Annotated in this window: 18 protein-coding genes; 5 read left to right on the top strand and 13 right to left on the bottom strand. The window is 71.2% G+C overall.

Going from position 1 to position 18,548, the window contains the following annotated elements; genetic code table 11:
- Window positions 1–186: 186 nt before the first annotated feature.
- The 6 genes from ABZV77_RS37265 to ABZV77_RS37240 form a co-directional block, all read right to left on the bottom strand.
- Window positions 187–603 (bottom strand): NUDIX hydrolase, encoded by a 417-nt coding sequence (locus ABZV77_RS37265; protein ID WP_356266930.1) that lies wholly within the window; start codon window positions 601–603, stop codon window positions 187–189.
- Window positions 604–695: 92 nt separating this feature from the next.
- Complete coding sequence (locus ABZV77_RS37260; RefSeq protein WP_356266857.1) at window positions 696–1,841, bottom strand: CHAD domain-containing protein; 1,146 nt, start codon at window positions 1,839–1,841, stop codon at window positions 696–698.
- Window positions 1,822–4,068: an RNA degradosome polyphosphate kinase gene (locus tag ABZV77_RS37255; RefSeq protein ID WP_356266855.1), complete on the bottom strand. Its 2,247-nt coding sequence runs from the start codon at window positions 4,066–4,068 to the stop codon at window positions 1,822–1,824. Before ABZV77_RS37255 ends, ABZV77_RS37260 begins: the two co-directional genes overlap by 20 nt.
- A gap of 239 nt (window positions 4,069–4,307) precedes the next feature.
- On the bottom strand, window positions 4,308–5,276 hold the full coding sequence (locus tag ABZV77_RS37250; protein ID WP_356266853.1) for an ABC transporter permease: 969 nt from the start codon (window positions 5,274–5,276) through the stop codon (window positions 4,308–4,310).
- Window positions 5,273–6,175 (bottom strand): ABC transporter ATP-binding protein, encoded by a 903-nt coding sequence (locus ABZV77_RS37245; RefSeq protein WP_356266851.1) that lies wholly within the window; start codon window positions 6,173–6,175, stop codon window positions 5,273–5,275. Before ABZV77_RS37245 ends, ABZV77_RS37250 begins: the two co-directional genes overlap by 4 nt.
- Window positions 6,172–6,588: a GntR family transcriptional regulator gene (locus ABZV77_RS37240; protein WP_356266849.1), complete on the bottom strand. Its 417-nt coding sequence runs from the start codon at window positions 6,586–6,588 to the stop codon at window positions 6,172–6,174. Before ABZV77_RS37240 ends, ABZV77_RS37245 begins: the two co-directional genes overlap by 4 nt.
- 198 nt (window positions 6,589–6,786) lie before the next feature.
- Here ABZV77_RS37240 and ABZV77_RS37235 point away from each other — a divergent pair, with 198 nt between their 5' ends.
- Complete coding sequence (locus tag ABZV77_RS37235; RefSeq protein ID WP_356266847.1) at window positions 6,787–7,128, top strand: hypothetical protein; 342 nt, start codon at window positions 6,787–6,789, stop codon at window positions 7,126–7,128.
- Between the two features lie 120 nt (window positions 7,129–7,248).
- On the opposite strand, the gene mshD is transcribed toward ABZV77_RS37235, so the two are convergent.
- Entirely contained in the window at window positions 7,249–8,184 is a 936-nt protein-coding gene (gene mshD / locus ABZV77_RS37230; RefSeq protein WP_356266845.1) for a mycothiol synthase, read from the bottom strand.
- Between the two features lie 353 nt (window positions 8,185–8,537).
- Between mshD and ABZV77_RS37225 the strand changes: the two genes are divergently transcribed.
- Together ABZV77_RS37225 and ABZV77_RS37220 are read left to right on the top strand one after the other, a co-directional pair.
- Window positions 8,538–10,370: a bifunctional metallophosphatase/5'-nucleotidase gene (locus ABZV77_RS37225; protein WP_356266843.1), complete on the top strand. Its 1,833-nt coding sequence runs from the start codon at window positions 8,538–8,540 to the stop codon at window positions 10,368–10,370.
- 135 nt (window positions 10,371–10,505) lie between these two features.
- A complete protein-coding gene (locus ABZV77_RS37220; protein WP_356266842.1) occupies window positions 10,506–11,780 on the top strand; it encodes a DUF2993 domain-containing protein in 1,275 nt (424 codons plus the stop codon).
- Here ABZV77_RS37220 and ABZV77_RS37215 read toward each other — a convergent pair whose 3' ends face one another.
- The 6 genes from ABZV77_RS37215 to ABZV77_RS37190 all read right to left on the bottom strand — a co-directional run bounded on the left by ABZV77_RS37215 (window position 11,781) and on the right by ABZV77_RS37190 (window position 17,220).
- Complete coding sequence (locus tag ABZV77_RS37215; RefSeq protein ID WP_356266840.1) at window positions 11,781–13,238, bottom strand: HAMP domain-containing sensor histidine kinase; 1,458 nt, start codon at window positions 13,236–13,238, stop codon at window positions 11,781–11,783.
- A complete protein-coding gene (locus ABZV77_RS37210; protein ID WP_356266838.1) occupies window positions 13,235–13,972 on the bottom strand; it encodes a response regulator transcription factor in 738 nt (245 codons plus the stop codon). Before ABZV77_RS37210 ends, ABZV77_RS37215 begins: the two co-directional genes overlap by 4 nt.
- Before the next feature lie 44 nt (window positions 13,973–14,016).
- Window positions 14,017–14,205 (bottom strand): hypothetical protein, encoded by a 189-nt coding sequence (locus ABZV77_RS37205; RefSeq protein WP_356266836.1) that lies wholly within the window; start codon window positions 14,203–14,205, stop codon window positions 14,017–14,019.
- Between the two features lie 37 nt (window positions 14,206–14,242).
- Complete coding sequence (locus ABZV77_RS37200; RefSeq protein ID WP_356266834.1) at window positions 14,243–15,262, bottom strand: trypsin-like peptidase domain-containing protein; 1,020 nt, start codon at window positions 15,260–15,262, stop codon at window positions 14,243–14,245.
- Window positions 15,263–15,385: 123 nt separating this feature from the next.
- Entirely contained in the window at window positions 15,386–16,408 is a 1,023-nt protein-coding gene (locus ABZV77_RS37195; RefSeq protein ID WP_356266833.1) for a LacI family DNA-binding transcriptional regulator, read from the bottom strand.
- A gap of 23 nt (window positions 16,409–16,431) precedes the next feature.
- Complete coding sequence (locus ABZV77_RS37190; protein WP_356266831.1) at window positions 16,432–17,220, bottom strand: response regulator transcription factor; 789 nt, start codon at window positions 17,218–17,220, stop codon at window positions 16,432–16,434.
- Between the two features lie 211 nt (window positions 17,221–17,431).
- Here ABZV77_RS37190 and ABZV77_RS37185 point away from each other — a divergent pair, with 211 nt between their 5' ends.
- Entirely contained in the window at window positions 17,432–18,277 is an 846-nt protein-coding gene (locus ABZV77_RS37185; RefSeq protein ID WP_356266829.1) for an alpha/beta fold hydrolase, read from the top strand.
- A gap of 16 nt (window positions 18,278–18,293) precedes the next feature.
- Entirely contained in the window at window positions 18,294–18,548 is a 255-nt protein-coding gene (locus tag ABZV77_RS37180) for a MoaD/ThiS family protein (protein WP_356266827.1), read from the top strand.

Below are 18,548 nucleotides of genomic sequence, written 5' to 3'. Positions count from 1 at the left end.
ACATAGCGTCATGGATGCTGGTCCGACGGGTCCGAATACGATCAGCGCATGATCATTCCGTTCCTCGTCGGCGTCACCGTCCTGCTCGCCGTCGCCGTCCTGGCCGTCCGGGTGGGCCTGGAGTTCCGCGCGGAGTGCCGCGCGCGGAGGAACACGGCGGCCTAAGACAGGCCCTAGGGGAGAGGGCTAGCGCCCGCCCCCGGAAGAGGCCAGCGCGGCCAGCAGGTCGGCGACGAGTCCGACGTCCCTGCGGTGCGTCAGGTGGCGGCGGGCCGCGTCGGGCGAGAGCCACCGCAGGTGCGAGACCTCGGAGTTGGGGGCGAAGGCGCCGGAGAGCGCCTCGGCGGCCCAGTAGCGGACCTCCTTGGGGCGGCCCTGGGAGTCCCTGTAGTGGGCGGTGGTGAGCTCGGCGCCGAGCTCGCACGTCATGCCGGTCTCTTCGAGCACTTCGCGCAGGGCCGCCTCCTCGAACGTCTCCCCGCGCTTGAGCTTGCCCTTCGGGTGGGACCAGTCCGCCCACTTGGGGCGGTGGACCAGGGCGAGCTCGATGCCGTGCGCGGACCCGGTCCCGTGGCCCGCGGCGGGCGCGGGGCGCCACAGCACGCAGCCGGCCGCCAGGACCGTGCTCTCCCCGCCGGGCCTGTCATCTCCCCCGTACGTCTCTTCTCCCCTGTACGTCTCTTCTTCCCGGTACCTCACCGTGTCCTCGCCTCCTCGCGCAGCCAGGCCCGCTGGAAGACGAACCTGGCCGCCTCGACCTCATGGCGCTGGTCGGCATGGAGCACCCCCAGCGCGTACGCCGTGGCCGGGGCGATCCGTGGCGTCCTGGCCGCCTGGGCTGCCGCGCCCGCCGCCGACGCCGCCTCGCGGTGCACGTTCAGGGCGTGGCTCGCGTCCGCGATGCGCGGGTCCGGGCGGGCGTGGCCCAGGAGGACCTCCTGCGCGTACCTGTGCAGGCGCAGCAGCGAGCGGACCTGCAGCCAGGGGGCGTCCTGGGCGTCCGGGGCGGTGTCCGTGGGGGCCAGGCCGTGGGCGAGGGCACCGGCGTTGTACGGGTGGCCCGCCTGGCCGAGGGGGAGGGCGGCGACGGCTTCGTCGAGGTCGGCCCGCGCCTGCTCGGCCTGGTCCGCCAGATCTCTCTCCGCGTCCTTCTCCGCGCCCTTCAGGGGGACCTCGCTGGCCAGCACGGCCACGTTGTCCGCCACCGCGTGGAAGCGGGAGGAGCCGAAGGCCTGGAGGGCGGTGGAGTGCGCCCGGGTCCTGGCGAGCGTGAGCTGCCGCTCCAGGAGGGCGGCGGCCTTGGCCGCGCCGACGGCAAGCCCGCGCGGGGTACTGCCCCCGTCGGCGGCACTCGGCACCGCGGGCCGGGGCTGCGCCCACCCGTTCCGCTGGGCCGCGGAACGCCTGCCCGCGGCGGGTGCGGCCAGGGCCGCGGCGGCGTGCAGGGTCCCGGCCTGGCCGGTCGGCCCCGGTACCGGGGCGGGGCCCGACAGGCGGTGCAGGGCCTCCAGGAGGCGGTCCAGGCGGGTGGCGTACGCGTGCTCCTGGGCCAGTGTGCCGGAGAGCCAGGCCAGTTCGGGGCGGAGTGCCGACGCCCAGTCGGCGTCGAGGAGCGGGCGGAACGTGTGGAGGGTGCCGCCGATGCGGCGGGCCGCGCGGCGCAGGGAGATGGACGCCTCCAGGGACTCCTCCGCGCCCTGCGCGTCCGTGCTGGACTCGCGGTGCAGCCGCAGCGAGCGGAGGAACTCCGTGGCCTGGTCCTGCAGATAGGCCGTGAGTGCCTCACCGGCGGTGCCCGTGACCGGGCCCGCACCCGTCATCTCATGGTGTTGCTGTGCCACGCCGGCGCCTCCGGGCGTCTATGAGCATCTCCTGCACGTTGCGCAGGGGCTGGCCTTCCGGGTCCACCGAGTGGCGGGTCCAGTTGCCGTCCGCGCCCAGGTGCCAGGAGGCGGTGGTGTCCGACATGCCGGTCTCCAGGAGCCGGCTGAGGGCCGCCCGGTGCGCCGGGTCCTGGACCCTGACCAGCGCCTCGATACGGCGGTCGAGGTTGCGGTGCATCATGTCGGCGCTGCCGATCCACACCTCCGGTTCGCCGCCGTTGCCGAAGGCGAAGACCCGGGAGTGTTCGAGGAAGCGGCCGAGGACGGAACGTACCCGGATGTTCTCCGAGAGCCCCGCCACTCCCGGGCGCACCGCACAGATGCCGCGCACCCACACGTCCACCTCGACGCCTGCCTGCGACGCGCGGTACAGCGCGTCGACGACCGCCTCGTCGACCATCGAGTTGACCTTGATGCGGACGTAGGCGGGGCGGCCCGCGCGGTGGTGCTGCATCTCCTTGTTGATGCGGGAGACGAGGCCGTCGCGCAGGGACTTGGGGGCCACGAGGAGGCGGCGGTAGGTCTCCCTGCGGGAGTAGCCGGAGAGCCGGTTGAAGAGGTCGGAGAGGTCCGCGCCGACCTCCTGGTTGGAGGTGAGCAGGCCCAGGTCCTCGTAGAGGCGGGCGGTCTTGGGGTGGTAGTTGCCGGTGCCCACGTGCGAGTAGCGGACGAGGGACTCGCCCTCCTGGCGCACGACGAGGGAGAGCTTGCAGTGCGTCTTCAGGCCGACCAGGCCGTAGACCACGTGGCAGCCGGACTCCTCCAGCTTCCGCGCCCACTTGATGTTGGCCTGCTCGTCGAAGCGGGCCTTGATCTCGACCAGGACGAGGACCTGCTTGCCGGACTCGGCCGCGTCGATCAACGCGTCGACTATGGGGGAGTCGCCCGAGGTGCGGTACAGCGTCTGCTTGATGGCGAGCACGTCCGGGTCGGCGGCCGCCTGCTCAAGGAACGCCTGCACGGAGGTGGAGAACGAGTCGTACGGGTGGTGCAGGAGTACGTCGCGTTCGCGAAGGGCGGCGAAGATGTCGGGCGCGGACGCCGACTCGACCTCGGCGAGGTCGCGGTGGGTGCCCGCCACGAATTTGGGGTACTTCAGCTCGGGCCGGTCCAGCTTGGCGATGCTGAAGAGGCCGGTGAGGTCGAGCGGTCCCGGCAGCGGGTACACCTCGGACTCGCTGATCTTCAGTTCCCGCACCAGCAGGCTGAGGATGTTCGGGTCGATGGACTCCTCGACCTCCAGGCGCACGGGCGGCCCGAAGCGGCGCCGCATCAGCTCCTTCTCCAGGGCCTGCAGCAGGTTCTCGGCGTCGTCCTCCTCGACCTCCAGGTCCTCGTTCCTGGTGAGCCGGAACATGTGGTGCTCCTGGATCTCCATGCCGGGGAAGAGCTCCTGGAGATGCGCGGGCGCGGCGATGACGTCCTCGATGGGGACGTACCGCTGCGGGGAGGCCTCCAGGAAGCGGGAGAGCAGCGGAGGGACCTTCACCCGTGCGAAGTGCTGATGGCCGGAGACCGGGTTGCGCACGACCACGGCGAGGTTGAGCGAGAGCCCCGAGATGTACGGGAAGGGGTGCGCGGGATCGACGGCCAGCGGGGTCAGGACGGGGAAGATCTGCTGCCGGAAGAGCGTGAAGAGCCGGGACTGCTCCTTCTCGGTCAGCTCGTGCCAGCGCACCAGGTGGATGCCCTCGTCGGCGAGGCCGGGCGCGACGTCGTCCTGGTAGCAGGCGGCGTGCCGGGCCATGAGCTCGCGGGAGCGGTTCCAGATGAGCTCCAGGACCTCGCGGGGCTGCAGGCCGGAGGCCGAACGGGTGGCGACGCCGGTCGCGATGCGGCGCTTGAGCCCGGCCACCCGGACCATGAAGAACTCGTCCAGGTTCGAGGCGAAGATCGCCAGGAAATTAGCCCGTTCGAGGAGGGGTGTGTGCGGGTCCTCGGCCAGTTCGAGAACCCGCTCGTTGAAGGCGAGCCAGCTGCGCTCCCGGTCGAGGAACCGGCCCTGGGGCAGTTCCGCGCCGTCGTGCCCTATCTGGGCGTCCTCGTCGTACGCGTCGAGGTCGGCATCGATGTCAGGGTCCAGGTCGGAGACCGTGGCGGCGATGGTGTGGGGCCTGTGGGCGGCGATCGAGCCGACGGAGGGCTGGGCGTGCTGGACCTGACCTTGTGTGCTCGGCTGGCTCATGGACCCATTCTTCCGCGTGGGCACGCCGATGGGCGCGTCGGAGAGCGCGGGAGTGAGGCGGAGCTTCCCGTTCACGGGGGAAGGGTCGGGCACGGCAGGCTGCATTGAGTGAGCGTCGCAAGCCTGTCTGAATCGCTGGTTACGGCGACATGACGTGCGGGACATCGGCCGACGACCCCCGGGCGTCTACACGGCGGCGGGCCGTCGGTCGAGCATACGAAACAAGCCGATCGTACGGTTCAGGCCGCGCGGCGGCGCAAGAGGCGGAAGGCGGCGTACGTCGCGGCGGCCGCGAGCGCGAGGACGATCCCCGTCTCGATCAACTGGAGGTACCAGAAGTGGGATCGGGGGTGGTAGTCCAGGTACGCGCTGGTGATCTTGGTGTCGGTGGGGCAGAAGTAGCCGGGCGTCGGCTTCGGGTGGCACAGTCCCTCGATGAAGCGTTCTCCGGCGGCGTTGGTGACGCCCTGGTCCACGGCGAAGGAGTCGTAGGGCTCGGAGATGTACCAACTACCCCCGACGCGCGAGGTCTCGGTGAGCGTACGGGTCGGGAAGAGGTCCCAGCGGAGACTGCCGAAGAGCAGCAGCACGCCCCCGGTGACCACCGCGGTGAGGGAAACGGCGAGCAGCGTGCGGCGCACGAGGAGGCCGACGGCGGCACCCACGGCCACGCCCAGCAGGCCGTACGCGACGAGGACGGGGCCCGTGGCCTCGTAGACGCCTTGGTAGTCCCAGTGCACGTCCGAGCGGCGGCCGATCGCGTAGCCCGCGCCGAGTTGGAGGACGGCCATCAGGAAGAGCGTCCCGCCCACGGCGAGCGCGGCGGCGATGGTCAGCTTCGAGGTGAGCCAGCGCGCGGGGGAGACCGACTGGGTCCAGGAGAGCTTGTACAGCCCGGATTCCAGCTCGCGCCCGATCAGCGGGCCCGCGACGAAGGCGCCGATGAGCGCGGGGAGCACCAGCAGGCCGACGGAGCCGTTCTCCATGCTGGAGTAGAGCATGTCGCGGGCGCTGGCGAAGCCGAAGAAGGTGTCGCAGGTTCCGTCGGAGACGCAGCGGCCCATGGGTTCGGGGTAGGCGCGGGCGGCCCAGCGCAGCCAGCCGGTGAAGGCGAGCGCGGCGAGGAGGAGGGCTCCGCCGGTCAGCAGGGCGGTGCGGTGCAGGCGCAGGTCGACCCAGCGGGGGCCGCGCAAGGTGGGCAGGCTCATGCCGTGGCCCCTTCCTGGGAGCGGGCCGTCGTGCCCGGAGTGAGCAGCGGGGGCGCGTCGGGCGAGCGGAGGTGGGCGAGCAACAGCTCTTCCAGGGAGGGTTCTTCGACCTCCCAGTCGTCGCCGAGCGGGGCCTCGGGGCGGATCAGAGCGGTGAGGCCGCGGCCCGTGGCGCGGGACTCGACGACGGTGTGCGGGTGCAGGCGGTCGGCCGGGCCGCGGCCGGTGACCAGGCGGTGCGCGCCGATCAGGTCGTCGATGCCGCCGCCGAGCCGGACCAGGCCCCCGGAGACGAGGAGCAAGTGGTCGCAGGCGTCGGCGAGTTCGCCGACGATGTGCGAGGACATCACGACGGTGGTGCCGTGTTCGGTGGCCGAGGCCATGATCGTGCCCATGAGTTCATGCCGGGCGAGCGGGTCGAGGTCGGCCATCGGCTCGTCGAGGAGCAGGAGTTCGGCGCGCTTGCCGAGTGCGAGGGCGAGCGCGACGCGGGTGCGCTGGCCGCCGGAGAGCGTACGGATGCGGGCGCCCGGGTCGAGCCCGCCGCCGCTCGCGACGCGTTCGGCGGTGGCCGCATCCCAGCGGCCCGGGTTGAGCTCGGCGCCCAGGCGCAGGGTGTCCGCGATGGTCAGCCGCGGATGGAGCGGCTTGTCCTGGGCGACGTACGCGACGCGGGCGCGGGCCTCGCCGGGTGTGGTGCCGAGGACGGTGAGCGTGCCCGAGGTGGGGCGGGCGAGGCCCGCGGCCAGGGTGAGCAGGGTCGACTTGCCCGCGCCGTTGGGGCCGACGACCGCGCAGACGCGGCCGGTGGGCAGGCGGAAGGCGCAGTCCCGCAGGGCGTAACGGCTCCGTCCGAAGCGTTTGGTCAGTGCTGTCGCCTCGATGGCGGTGTCGGTCATGCGGGGTCCCCCCTGGTTTCCAGCTCCTGGGTCTGCGAATCGCCGAACTGTTCTTCCAGTACGGCCGTGAACAGCGCCGCCACGTCGTCCCTGTCGAGCCCCGACTGCCGGGCCCTGGCGGCCCAGTCGGCGAGTTCCCCCCGCAGCGGCGAGTCGGTGGCCGCGCTGCCGAGCGTCCGGCGGACGAACGTGCCGAGGCCGCGGCGGGCCTCGACCAGTCCCTCGCGCTCCAGCTCGCGGTAGGCCTTCAGCACGGTGTTCGGGTTGATGGCCGTGGCTTCGACGACCTCACGGGCCGTCGGCAGCTTGTCCCCGGGCTCCAGCAGGCCGAGGCGCAGCGCCTGGTGGGTCTGCTGGACGATCTGGAGATAGGTGGCGACGCCGCTGCGCCGGTCGATGCGGTACTCGACCACTGCCTTGCACCACCCTTTCACTAATTGAGTAGTGAAAGGGTGGTGCAAGATCGGGCCTCCGGTCAAGTGGAAGTTTTGAGACGTCTTCTCGGAGGTTTCGAGGGAGGTGCTCCGGGGGTTTCGGGGAGGCACCCGCGATCTTGTAACGTCTGCCGCTCAGAGTTGACGTGAACACGCACGACAAACGGGGGTTCCACCATGTCCCAGCAGCGCCTTTCGCCCCTCATGAAGGTGGCGGTCGTGGTCATCGCGGCGGTCATCGCGGGCGTCTGGATGTACACGAGCCGCGGCAACACCACCGGCCCCGACAGCGAGAGCGCGAAGGAGCCCGCGGTCGCGGAGGTCGGTGACTGCGTGCAGAACAAGGGTTCCGACGGCACTCCCGACATGGAGGTCATCGACTGCTCGGACCCGAAGGCGGAGTACGAGGTCGCGAGCAAGTTCGAGAACGAGTGCGAGCCGGGGCAGAGCCGGTACGAGCAGACCCGGCGGGGCCGGGTGCAGTTCTCGATGTGTCTGACGAAGGCCGGGGCGAAGTAGCCGGGAGGTCCGGCGGTACGAAGGGCGCGGCTCCCCTCTCTTGGGAGGAGGGCCGCGCCCTTCGTGTGTGCTGGGGGAGGGGGGAGGAGGGAGGGGGCAGGGGGTGTGCTGGCGGGAGGGTTAAGACTCCGTGCGGTACATCAGGTCCGTCTCGTGCGTGACGAAGCCGAGGCGCTCGTAGACGCTCACGGCCGCCTTGTTGTCCGCGTCCACGTACAGCATCGCGGTCGGCAGGCCCGCCTGCGCGAGGTGGCGCAGGCCGGTCGTCGTCAGCGCCTTGCCGAGGCCGCCGCCCTGGGCTCCCGGCCGTACGCCCACCACGTACACCTCTCCGAGGCGCTCGGCGGCGTGCACCTTCGTCCAGTGGAAGCCGACCAGTTCGCCGTCGCTCTTGCGCTCGGCGAGGAAGAAGCCCGCCGGGTCGAACCACGGCTCCGCCTTGCGGTCGTCCAGGTCGCGCTGGGTGAGGGCGCCCTGCTCGGGGTGGTGGGCGAAGGCCTCCGCGTTCACCGCGAGCCAGGCCGCGTCGTCCTGTCCGGGGACGAAGGTACGTACGGAGACGCCCTCGGGGAGCGCCGGGTCCGGCAGGTCGAGGTCGGCCAACGGGCGGCGCATCTGACGCAGTTCGCGGAAGAGGGCGAGGCCGAGCACCTGGGCCAGGTGACGGGCCGCGGAGTGGCCGCCGTGCGCCCACACGCGCAGACGGCGGCCCGACTCCGCGAGCAGCGCGGTGCCGAGCGCCCTGCCGTGCCCGTGCCCGCGGCGCGAGGGGTGCACGACGAGCTCCGCTGCGGGGGCCTCGACGGGGTCGGTGTCCTCCAGCTGCGCGTACCCGACGAGCTGGTCTTCGACGGTGAGCAGCAGGTGCCGGACGCCGTCGCGGGCGCCGCCGCGGAGCTGCAGCCGGCCCTGCTCGGACACCGCCTGCTGACCGTCCGTACGGGCAGCCTCGGCGAGCAGCGCGAGGACGGCTTCGGCCTGCGCGGAGGTGAGTTCGGCGAGGGCGTCGATCTTTCGGAGGGGGGTGGGGGTGTCGGCGGGGCGGTCGTCAGTCATGTCCCCGAGCGTATTCTGGCGGGGGCGCCTTTGGGGGTGGGGGCTTCGTGGTACTCGCCTTGTCCTCAGGTGCCGGACGGGCTCCGTCGGGCCTGCCGTGGTTCTTCGGCTTCCCGCCGGGGGTGGTTTATCGCGCTGTGCGCTCGTCCTCAAACGCCGGACGGGCTGAAATGTGTCCCCCAGGTGCCGGACGGGTTGAAATGTGGCCCCCCTGAAATGCGTCCCCCCCCACTTCGCCCCTCCGTCTCCCAAGGGCAACCAGGCTGTAACCAGCAACCCTCTGTTCCGCTACGCGCGTTGACTCTAGGCTGCCGACGGTTCCAGTCTTCTCACACCTAATCCCGGGGGAACGCGTGTCCGCCATACCTAAGCATCGACGGCCCAAGCGGCGGGCCACTCGTGTTCTTGCCGTGGCGGCGGGGCTCGCCACCGTGGGGGCGTTGGTTGTCTCGTTGCCTGCCAGTGCGGGGCAGGACGGGGCGGGCGGGGGCAAGGGAGGGAAGAAGCGCACCGTTGATGTGCAGTTGTTGTCCTTCAACGACTTCCACGGGAATCTGCAGCCGCCCGCCGGGTCGTCGGGTCAGGTGACGGAGAAGCAGGCCGACGGGAGCGAGAAGAAGATCGACGCCGGTGGCGCCGAGTATCTTGCGACCTCGCTGCGCGCCGCCCGCAAGGGGAATCCGTACAGCGTCACCGCCGCCGCGGGTGACCTGATCGGTGCCAGTCCGCTGCTCTCCGGGCTCTTTCACGACGAGCCCACCGTCGAGGCGATGAACAAGCTCGACCTGGACGTCACCAGCGTCGGCAACCACGAGTTCGACGAGGGGGCCAAGGAACTGGCCCGTATGCAGAACGGTGGCTGTCACCCCAAGGACGGGTGCTTCGAGAAGGACGGTCACGGCAAGGGGAAGAAGTTCAAGGGGGCCGATTATCCCTATCTCGCCGCCAACGTCACCGACGAAAAGACCGGCAAGCCCATCCTCAAGCCCTACTGGGTGTGGAAGCACAAGGGCGTCAAGGTCGGCTTCATCGGCGTGACCCTGGAGGGCACCCCGGACATCGTCTCCGCCGACGGAGTCAAGGGGCTGAAGTTCCACGACGAGATCGAGACCGTCAACAAGTACGCGAAGATCCTCGACAAGCAGGGCGTGAAGTCCATCGTCACCCTCATCCACGAGGGCGGCGTGCCGAAGAGCCAGACGTACAACTACGACTGCGACTCGCCCGGCGCGGGCGACGGGATCTCGGGGCCGATCACCACCATCGCCAAGGGGATCACGCCCAAGGTCGACGCCCTCGTCACCGGGCACACCCACAACGCGTACGTCTGCACGATCCCCGACCCCGCGGGCAAGCCGCGCATGGTGACCTCCGCCTCCTCCTTCGGGAAGCTCTACACCGACACCACGCTCACGTACGACCGCAAGACCAAGGACATCGTGCGGACGAGCGTGAAGTCGGCCAACCACGTCGTCAGCCGTGAGCAGGCCAAGGCCCCCGACATGACCTCGCTGATCTCGCGCTGGGACAAGCTGGCCGCGCCCGTCGCCAACAAGGCCGTCGGCCACATCTCGGCGGACATCCCGGGCCGCGGCGCCGGTGTCCCCGAGTCCCCGCTCGGCGACCTCATCGCGGACGCGCAGCTCGCGCACGCCAAGTCCCTCGACCCGGAAGCCGACCTGGCCCTGATGAACCCGGGCGGCATCCGCTCCGACATCGTCTTCAAGGCGAGCGGCAGCGAGGGTGACGGCGTCGTCACCTACGGCGAGGCGTTCACCGTGCAGCCGTTCAGCAACACCGTCAATCTGGTCGACCTGACCGGCGCGCAGCTCGTGACCGGGCTGAAGCAGCAGGTCAGCGGGTCCAATGAGGCCTCGCCGAAGGTCCTGCAGGTCTCGGACGGGCTGACGTACACGCTGGACATGACCAAGACCGGCGCGGACCGTGTCGTCGCCGACTCGATCAAGCTGAACGGCAAGGCGATCGACCCCGCGGCCACCTACCGCGTCGCGATGAACTCCTTCCTCGCGGGCGGCGGCGACGGCTTCGCCGAGCTCGGCAAGGGGACGAAGCCGCTGGTCGGCAGCGACGACCTGAAGGCGTTCAACGACTACCTGACCGCCAACTCCTCGGCGGACAAGCCGATCGCGCCGCCGAAGGCCGACCGGATCACCATCGTGAAGTAGGTCGTGACGCAGGTTGCCTTGCGGTGGCCCGCAGGTGGCCTGTGATGAAAACAGCGCGTTAAAGAAGCGGCCGAAAACGGGTGTTACCGGGTGTAAGGCTTGGGGTGGGGTGTGAACGTATGGTGAGATCCTCTGATGCGTTCCCCCCACCGCATAGCCACGCGTCCTTCGGACGCTGCCCCGCTCGACGACCACGACCATCCTGAGAACGACACCGCTCAGCTGCCGGTCTCCTCGTACAGCAATCCGTACGACGAGCTCGCCGCGCTCGCGCCGAACCCGCTGGAGGAGTTCCTCCACGAGGACAAGGGCGAGGGTGGGACGGCCGAGGCGGAGAAGCCCTGGACGCCGCCCAACCACCGGCGCGGCAGCCGCCGCCGGAACCGCTTCGCAGGTCTGCCGCTCGCCGCGAAGGCCCTGGTGGCCGTCCTGGTCGCCACCGCGTTCCTCGCGCTCGGCGACCGCTGGGCCCTGCTCTACGCCGAGCACGAGGCCGCGGAGAAGCTCAAGGACCAGATGAACCTGAGCGCGGCGCCCGAGGTCGACATCGAAGGGTTCCCCTTCCTCACGCAGGTCTTCGACAAGCGCGTCGACAAGGTGAAGGTCACGGTCCCCGATGTCGCGGCCGACCGGATCTCGCTCGCCAAGGTCTCCGCGACCGCCACGAACGTCACGATCGACGGCGACGGGCCCACCTCGATCAAGGGCGCCAGCATCGGCGAGATGAAGGGTGAGGTGCTGCTCTCCTTCGAGGACCTCAACCGTGAACTGGGCGCCTCCCAGGTCACGTTCACCGGCCACGGCCACGACCAGGTCCTCGCGCGCGGCACGCTGCCCGTCGCGGGACACGACCTGAAGGTCCGCGCCGACGCCCGCATCGAGCGCAACGGCGACCGCGGCATCTCCACCGACATCGGCGGCATGAGCCTGCAACTCGGCGACCTGGCGACGTACCGTCCGGGTACGCGCGAGAAGGAGGGCCTGCACCTGTCGCAGAAGTCCGCCGACCGCGTCGCCGACGAGACGTCGAAGGCGAAGGCGCTGCTGTCCGTCCCGGCGATCGTCGAGCGGCTCGGCGTCCCGCGGGACGTGGTCAGCGGAGCCCTGAAGAGCGACGCCAAGCTCAACGAGCTCACCGGCTCGCCGCGCTTCGTGAACGACGTCATGGGCCTGAACCTCATCGACGTCGCGATGGGCCACCCCGAGCTCCTCAAGAAGCTCGGCCTCGACCCCGCCCTCCTGAACGGCCTCTCCCAGCTCACCCGCCCCGTCCTCGCCGACCGCCTCACCCTCGCCTTCCAGCTGCCGAAGCTGCCGGGCGCCGGGACGATGGCGCTGCAGGACGTGACGGTGGAGAAGGAGGGCATCCGGGTACGGATCGCGGGCTCCGGGATCGGGATCGGACGCTAGCTAGGGCCAGTCCGGGGGCGGCGTAGCCGCCCCCGGCAACCGCATCGTCGCCACCGTCCCGCCGCCCTCCGCCGCCTCCAGCGTCACCTCGCCGCCCGCCTGGCGCACCGTCCGGGCCACGATCGACAGGCCCAGGCCCGAGCCGGGCAGGGCGCGGGCGGACGGGGAGCGCCAGAAGCGGTCGAAGACGTGGGGGAGTTCGTCGGCGGGGATGCCGGGGCCGTGGTCGCGGACCGTCAGGCGGCCGCGGTCGAGTGTGACCTCCACCGTGCCGCGCGGCGGGCTGAACTTCACCGCGTTGTCGAGGATGTTGACGATGGCCCGCTCCAGGGAGGGCGGCTCCGCGCGCACGTACCAGGGAGCGAGTTCCGCGGTGATCGTCAGCTCGGGGCCGCGCAGCCTCGCCCGGTCGATGGCGGCCCTCGTGAGGTCGTGCAGGGCGACCACCTGGATCTTGCCGCCGCCGTCCCCGTCCCCGGCCCCGGGACCGGCGGCGGTGTCGGGGCGGGAGAGCTCCTGAAGGTCGCCGATGAGCACGGCCAGTTCGGTCATCTGGGCGGTGACCGAGGCGAGGAGTGCCTTGCGGTCGTCGGGCGGGATGGCCCGGCCCGTCTCCTCGCTGCGGGCGAGCAGCTCGATGTTCGTGCGCAGGGAGGTGAGCGGGGTGCGCAGCTCGTGGCCCGCGTCGGCGATCAGCTGCTGCTGGAGGTCGCGGGACGAGGCCAGCGAGGCGGTCATGGAGTTGAAGGACTCGGACAGGCGGGCGATCTCGTCGTCGCCCTCGACGGGGATGCGGAGGTTCAGGTCCTCGGTGCGGGCGACGTGTTCGACGGCGTCGGTGAGCCGGTCCACGGGCCGCAGTCCGGTCCGGGCCACCCAGAGCCCCGCGGCCCCCGCGCCGAGCACGCCGATTCCGGCGACGACGACGAGGATCAGGGCGAGGTTGTCGAGCGTGTCGTCCATCTCGCTGAGCGGGCGGGCCACGGAGACGGCCAGCGGGAGCTGGGGGTCCTCCAGCGGATAGGTGTAGACCCGGTACCGCTCGCCGTTGGACGCGGTGGCGTTGTGGAAGGTCTCCGTCTTCTGGCGCTCGGCGACGGCGATGTCCGCGGCGTCGACGTCGACCGTCTGGCGGCCGAGGATCGCGCAGTTCGTGCCGTTCTTGGCCACGACCTGGATGGTCTGCTTGAACAGGTCGGGATTGTCGCGCCCGGGGACCTCGCGCAGGCACCGCGCCTGGCCGCCCACCGCGTCGATGTCGATCCGCTGGATCACGTCCTCGGCCTTCGGCCGATTGCTGCTCAGCGCATCGTCCAGCGAGTCGAGCAGCGCGTTGCGCACCACGAACCAGCAGGTCACCGCCGCCGCCGCGACGGCGAGCGCCACCGCCGTGGCCACCAGCAGCGCAAGCCGCGACCGCAGCGGCAGCCCGTGGAAGCGCCGCAGCACCCTGTTCACTCGCCGCCCCGCAGCACGTACCCCACGCCCCGCACCGTGTGCACGAGGCGCGGCTCGCCGCCCGCCTCCGTCTTGCGGCGCAGGTACATGACGTACACGTCGAGGGAGTTGGACGTCGGCTCGAAGTCAAAGCCCCAGACCGCCTTGAGGATCTGTTCGCGGGTCAGGACCTGGCGCGGGTGCGCGAGGAACATCTCCAGGAGGGTGAACTCCGTGCGGGTCAGCTCCACGGTCCGCGGGCCCCGCGTGACCTCGCGCGTCGCCAGGTCCATCCGCAGGTCGGCGAAGGCGAGGGTGTCGCCCTCCTCGGCCTGCCCGGCGCCCGGGGCGTACGAACTGCGGCGCAGCAGGGCGCGGATGCGGGCGAACAGCTCGTCCAGCTCGAAGGGCTTGACCAGGTAGTCGTCGGCGCCCGCGTCGAGTCCCGTGACGCGGTCGCCGACGGTGTCGCGCGCGGTCAGCATCAGGATCGGGGTGGTCGATCCCGTGGCGCGGAGCCTGCGCGCGGCGGTGAGGCCGTCCATGCGGGGCATCTGGATGTCCAGGACGACCAGATCGGGGTGGTACGCCGCGGCCTTCTCCAGCGCGTCCGCGCCGTCGACGGCGACCTCCGTGCCGTACCCCTCGAAGGCGAGGCTGCGCTGCAGCGCCTCCCGCACGGCGGGTTCGTCGTCCACGATCAGGATGCGCAGCTGCTCGCGGTCACCGGTGCGGTCGCCTTCGGCGGGGCTCATGGGCTTCGGACTTCCTCGGGTCGGGGGGCGGAACGGGGCCGGTATCAGCCTCGCACGCGGGGGCGGTCGGTGCGGTCCTGCCGACCGGCGTGCACTTCCCGTGCCACGGCGAGGGGGAGGCCGACCCCGGCCGGATCGGTGGCGGGGCGGCCCCAGCCGACGGTGACGGCGAGGGCGTGCCGGGCGCGGTTGACGGTGACGGAGGTGGCGGAGGTGAGGGTGCTGCCGGACATGGCGGCCTCCTGGAGGTCGTACGGTCGTACTTTGGGGTCAGGTCTTCGAGCCCGAGCGGAGCTTGCCGAGGTCGTCCTTGACCGTGTCGACCGGGATGGCGAAGCCGAGGCCGATGCTGCCGGAGGCGGTCTGGCCGGAGCCCTGGCCGGACGAACTGGGCGAGTACATCGCCGAGTTGATGCCGATGATGTTGCCGTTCATGTCGATGAGGGCGCCGCCGGAGTTGCCGGGGTTGAGCGAGGCGTCGGTCTGCAGCGCTTTGTACGTGGTCTTCGACGAGCCGGTGTCGCCGTTGAACTGCTGCCCGCCGAACTCGAACGGCCAGCCGCCCTCGGGGTTCTGCTGTTGTTGCGGCTCGTCGCCCGTGGCGACGGTGACGTCGCGTTCGAGCGCGGAGACGATGCCGCTGGTGACGGTGCCGGTCAGGCCCTCGGGGGAGCCGATGGCGACGACCTCGTCGCCGACCTTGACGTTGCCGGAGTTGCCGAAGGTGGCGGGCTTGAGCCCGGAGGCGTCCTTCAGCTGGATGAGCGCGAGGTCCTTCTTGCTGTCGGTGCCGACGACCTCGGCGTCGTACGTCTTGCCGTCGTTCGTCCGCACCTTGATCGAGGTGGCACCGGCGATGACGTGGTTGTTGGTGACGATCTCGCCGTTGCTCTTGGTGATGACACCGGAGCCGGTCGACTTGCCCTCGCCGGTGGTGGCGCTGATCTCGACGATGCTGGGGCTGACCGCCTCCGCGACTCCGGCGACGGTGCCCTTCTTGCTCGTCGGCACGACGTCGGTGCTGGTGGCGGAGGAGCCGCCGTCCTTGCCGGTCAGCGTCTGCACGGCGTACGCGGTGCCGCCGCCGACCGCTGCCGCCGCGATGGCGACGGCGGCGAGCAGGGCCACGGGGCCCTTGGCGCGGCGGCGCCTTGCGGGGGCGGGTGCCTGAGGTGCTTCCGGCGCGAAGGCGGGCGGGGGCGGGTAGGCGCCCTGCGTACCGCCGGGCGGCACAGGCGCTGACGACTGCTGCTGGTGGTACTCGCCGCTGTGGCGGAAGGTCTCGGTCATGACTACGAGACTGTCCGGCGTACATGAGAGCTGCCTGAGTACGTCCTGAGAAGCCCGGCAGAAGTGCGTATGCCCGATATAAAGGCCCGGGTGGCATAAAGGCCCGGGTGGCCGGGGCAGAGGCTACGCGCAGCCGCAGGACTGGCGGACCACCAGCCGGGACGGGAACAGCTTCAGCCGCTCCCGGCGCGACCCGGCGACCCGCAGCCCGTCGTCAAGGACCAGATCCACCGCCGCCCGCGCCATCGCGGGCCGGTCGGAGGCGACCGTCGTCAGCGGCGGGTCCGTGAGGCCCGCCTCCTTGACGTCGTCGAAGCCCGCCACGGCGAGCTCCCCCGGCACGTCGATGCGCAGCTCGCGCGCCGCCCGCAGGATGCCGATCGCCTGGTCGTCCGTGGAGCAGAAGATCGCGGTGGGCCGGTCGGGGCGGGCGAGGAGCTCGAGGCCCACCTGATAGGCGTCGTAACGGTTGTACGGGGCTTCGAAGAGCCGCCCCTCCACCGAGTGCCCGGCCTCCCGCATCGCGCGCCGCCAGCCCTCGACGTGGTCGGAGACGGGGTCGCCGACGGTCGGGGTGTCGGCCGTGCCGCCGACGCAGGCGACGTACGCGTGGCCGTGCTCCAGGAGGTGCCGGGTGGCGAGCTGCGCGCCGCCGACGTCGTCCGTGACGACCGCGACGTCGTCGATGGCCTCGGGCCGCTCGTGGAGCAGCACCACGCGGGCGTCCCACGCGTCGATCTCGGCGGCGGCCTGGTCCGTCAGACCGTGGCTGACGAGGATGAGGCCGGAGACCCGCATGCCGAGGAAGGCGCGGAGGTAGTGCGTCTCGCGCTCCTCCACGTAGTCGGAGTTCCCGACGAGGACCATCTTTCCGCGCTCGGACGCCGCCTGTTCCACGGCGTGCGTCATCTCCGCGAAGAACGGCTGGCGCGCGTCCGGCACGATCATGCCTATGAGGTCCGTGCGCCGCGAGGCCATGGCCTGGGCAACACGGTCGGGCCGGTAGCCCAGCTCTTTGATCGCGGCGAGTACCCGCTCGCGCGTGGCCGGGGCGACCGGCCTGGGTCCGTTGTTGATGACGTAACTGACGACCGCGGTCGAAGTACCCGCAAGTCTTGCCACGTCATCCCGAGTCACCTTGGCCACGCGCGGAGTCTACGCGGATGGAACTACCGCTGGGCAGGGCGTACGGCAGCTTCCTTCGGAGCGGGCACCGGGCCCCTGCCGTTCTCCTGCGCCCGCGGGGTGGCGGCCTTCGCCTTCTCGCCGTCGGCGGCGCGCTCCACCTTCTCCGGTGTGACGAACCGATAGCCGACATTGCGGACGGTGCCGATCAGCGACTCGTGCTCGACGCCGAGCTTCGCCCGCAGCCGCCGCACGTGTACGTCGACCGTGCGCGTGCCGCCGAAGTAGTCGTAGCCCCACACCTCCTGGAGCAGCTGGGCACGGGTGAAGACCCGCCCCGGGTGCTGCGCCAGATACTTGATCAGCTCGAACTCCTTGAAGGTCAGGTCGAGGACCCGCCCCTTCAGCTTCGCGCTGTACGTCGCCTCGTCCACGGAGAGATCGCCGTTGCGGATCTCCATCGGGGAGTCGTCGCAGGTGATCTGCTGGCGGCCCATCGCGAGCCGCAGCCGCGCCTCGACCTCGGCGGGGCCCGCCGTGTCGAGGAGCACGTCGTCGATGCCCCAGTCCGCGGTGACGGCCGCGAGGCCGCCCTCCGTCACGACGAGGACCAGCGGACAGCCGGGGCCCGTGGAGCGGAGCAGCTGGCAGAGGCTGCGGACCTGGGGGAGGTCGCGGCGCCCGTCGATGAGGATGACGTCGGCACCGGGGGTGTCGACGAGAGCGGGCCCCTCCGCGGGGGCGACGCGCACGTTGTGAAGGAGCAGGCCGAGGGCGGGGAGCACCTCCGTCGACGGCTGGAGGGCATTGGTCAGGAGCAGCAGCGAACTCACCGCCGACCACCTGCCCGGGTCGTCTGACTGTCGTGCACGTTTCGCTCGCCCATAACGTCTGGTTCCTCCTCGGTCCCTGCGAGGACGTTTACGGCACTGCTTCGTACTGCTCTGCTGTGTTCTCCGAAGGGCCCGCGCCCGGGGCCCCGGAAAGCACGAAAGGACCCGGGGGCTGCGCTGCCCGGATCCTCTGCCCAGCAGAATAGCCCACATGAACTCCGGTCCGGCAGGTCAAGCGGCACGATCTTCTGTGCCTCCGCTCACTCGCGGTCAGCGCGGCGTTCAGCAGAGCGCCACGCTGCGTACACGCGACGGAGTGGCCATCGAGGCCGCCTACGACCCCGGGCCCGCCCCCGCGGGAGAGCTCGCGATCGTCGTTGCGCACGGCTTTTCGGGTGACTTGTCCCGGCCGCACGTGCGCCGTATCGCGGGTGTCTTCGCCCAGCGTGCGGCTGTGATCACGTTCTCCTTCCGGGGGCACGGCGGCTCCGGCGGGCACTCCACGGTCGGCGACCGCGAGGTGCTCGACCTGGCGGCGGCGGTGGAGTGGGCGCGGTCCCTCGGGCACCCGCGCGTGGTGACCGTCGGTTTCTCGATGGGCGGCTCGGTCGTCCTCCGTCACGCCGCGTTGCACAGGGGGCGCACGGAAGCGCGAACCGACGCGGTGGCCGCGGTGAGTGCTCCCGCGCGGTGGTTCTACCGGGGGACGGCGCCGATGCGGCGGCTGCACTGGGTGGTCACGCGGCCCGCGGGGCGCGCGGTCGGCCGCTTCGGGCTGCGGACGAGAATCCACCCGCACGAGTGGGACCCCGTCCCCCTTTCGCCCGTCGAGTCCGTCCCCCTCATCGCTCCGACGCCGCTGCTCATCGTCCACGGCGACCGCGACCCGTACTTTCCGCTCGACCATCCGCGGATGCTCGCCGCGGCGGCCGACGGCGGGGCGGAGCTGTGGCTGGAAGAGGGCATGGGACACGCGGAGCACGCGGCGACGGACGGGCTCGTCGGGCGGATCGCCTCGTGGGCCACGGCATCATGGACGTCGGCAACCGCCGACTGAAGGGAAGGGGAGTCGCATGGTGAACGGCACCATTCGTTACTGGGCCGCTGCCAAGGCGGCCGCGGGCGTCGCCGAGGAGCCGTACGAAGCGGTGACGCTCGCCGACGCGCTGGAGGCCGCCCGCGAGCGGCATCCCGGTGAACTCGTCCGGGTCCTGCAGCGCTGCTCCTTCCTGGTCGACGGAGCCCCCGTCGGGACCCGGAGGCATGAGACCGTACGGCTGGCCGAGGGCGGCACGGTCGAGGTGCTCCCGCCGTTCGCAGGAGGATGA

This window comes from Streptomyces sp. NPDC004732, from assembly GCF_040609235.1.
Classification (GTDB): domain Bacteria; phylum Actinomycetota; class Actinomycetes; order Streptomycetales; family Streptomycetaceae; genus Streptomyces.
This window is presented reverse-complemented; position numbering and strand designations above follow the sequence as displayed.

Coding starts and splice junctions, on each gene's coding strand:
- ABZV77_RS37255 (WP_356266855.1), bottom strand. CDS start 4,068: ATGAGCCAGCCGAGCACACAAGGTCAGGTCCAGCACGCCCAGCCCTCC.
- ABZV77_RS37250 (WP_356266853.1), bottom strand. CDS start 5,276: ATGAGCCTGCCCACCTTGCGCGGCCCCCGCTGGGTCGACCTGCGCCTG.
- ABZV77_RS37245 (WP_356266851.1), bottom strand. CDS start 6,175: ATGACCGACACCGCCATCGAGGCGACAGCACTGACCAAACGCTTCGGA.
- ABZV77_RS37235 (WP_356266847.1), top strand. CDS start 6,787: ATGTCCCAGCAGCGCCTTTCGCCCCTCATGAAGGTGGCGGTCGTGGTC.
- mshD (WP_356266845.1), bottom strand. CDS start 8,184: ATGACTGACGACCGCCCCGCCGACACCCCCACCCCCCTCCGAAAGATC.
- ABZV77_RS37220 (WP_356266842.1), top strand. CDS start 10,506: ATGCGTTCCCCCCACCGCATAGCCACGCGTCCTTCGGACGCTGCCCCG.
- ABZV77_RS37210 (WP_356266838.1), bottom strand. CDS start 13,972: ATGAGCCCCGCCGAAGGCGACCGCACCGGTGACCGCGAGCAGCTGCGC.
- ABZV77_RS37205 (WP_356266836.1), bottom strand. CDS start 14,205: ATGTCCGGCAGCACCCTCACCTCCGCCACCTCCGTCACCGTCAACCGC.
- ABZV77_RS37200 (WP_356266834.1), bottom strand. CDS start 15,262: ATGACCGAGACCTTCCGCCACAGCGGCGAGTACCACCAGCAGCAGTCG.
- ABZV77_RS37185 (WP_356266829.1), top strand. CDS start 17,432: ATGAACTCCGGTCCGGCAGGTCAAGCGGCACGATCTTCTGTGCCTCCG.
- ABZV77_RS37180 (WP_356266827.1), top strand. CDS start 18,294: ATGGTGAACGGCACCATTCGTTACTGGGCCGCTGCCAAGGCGGCCGCG.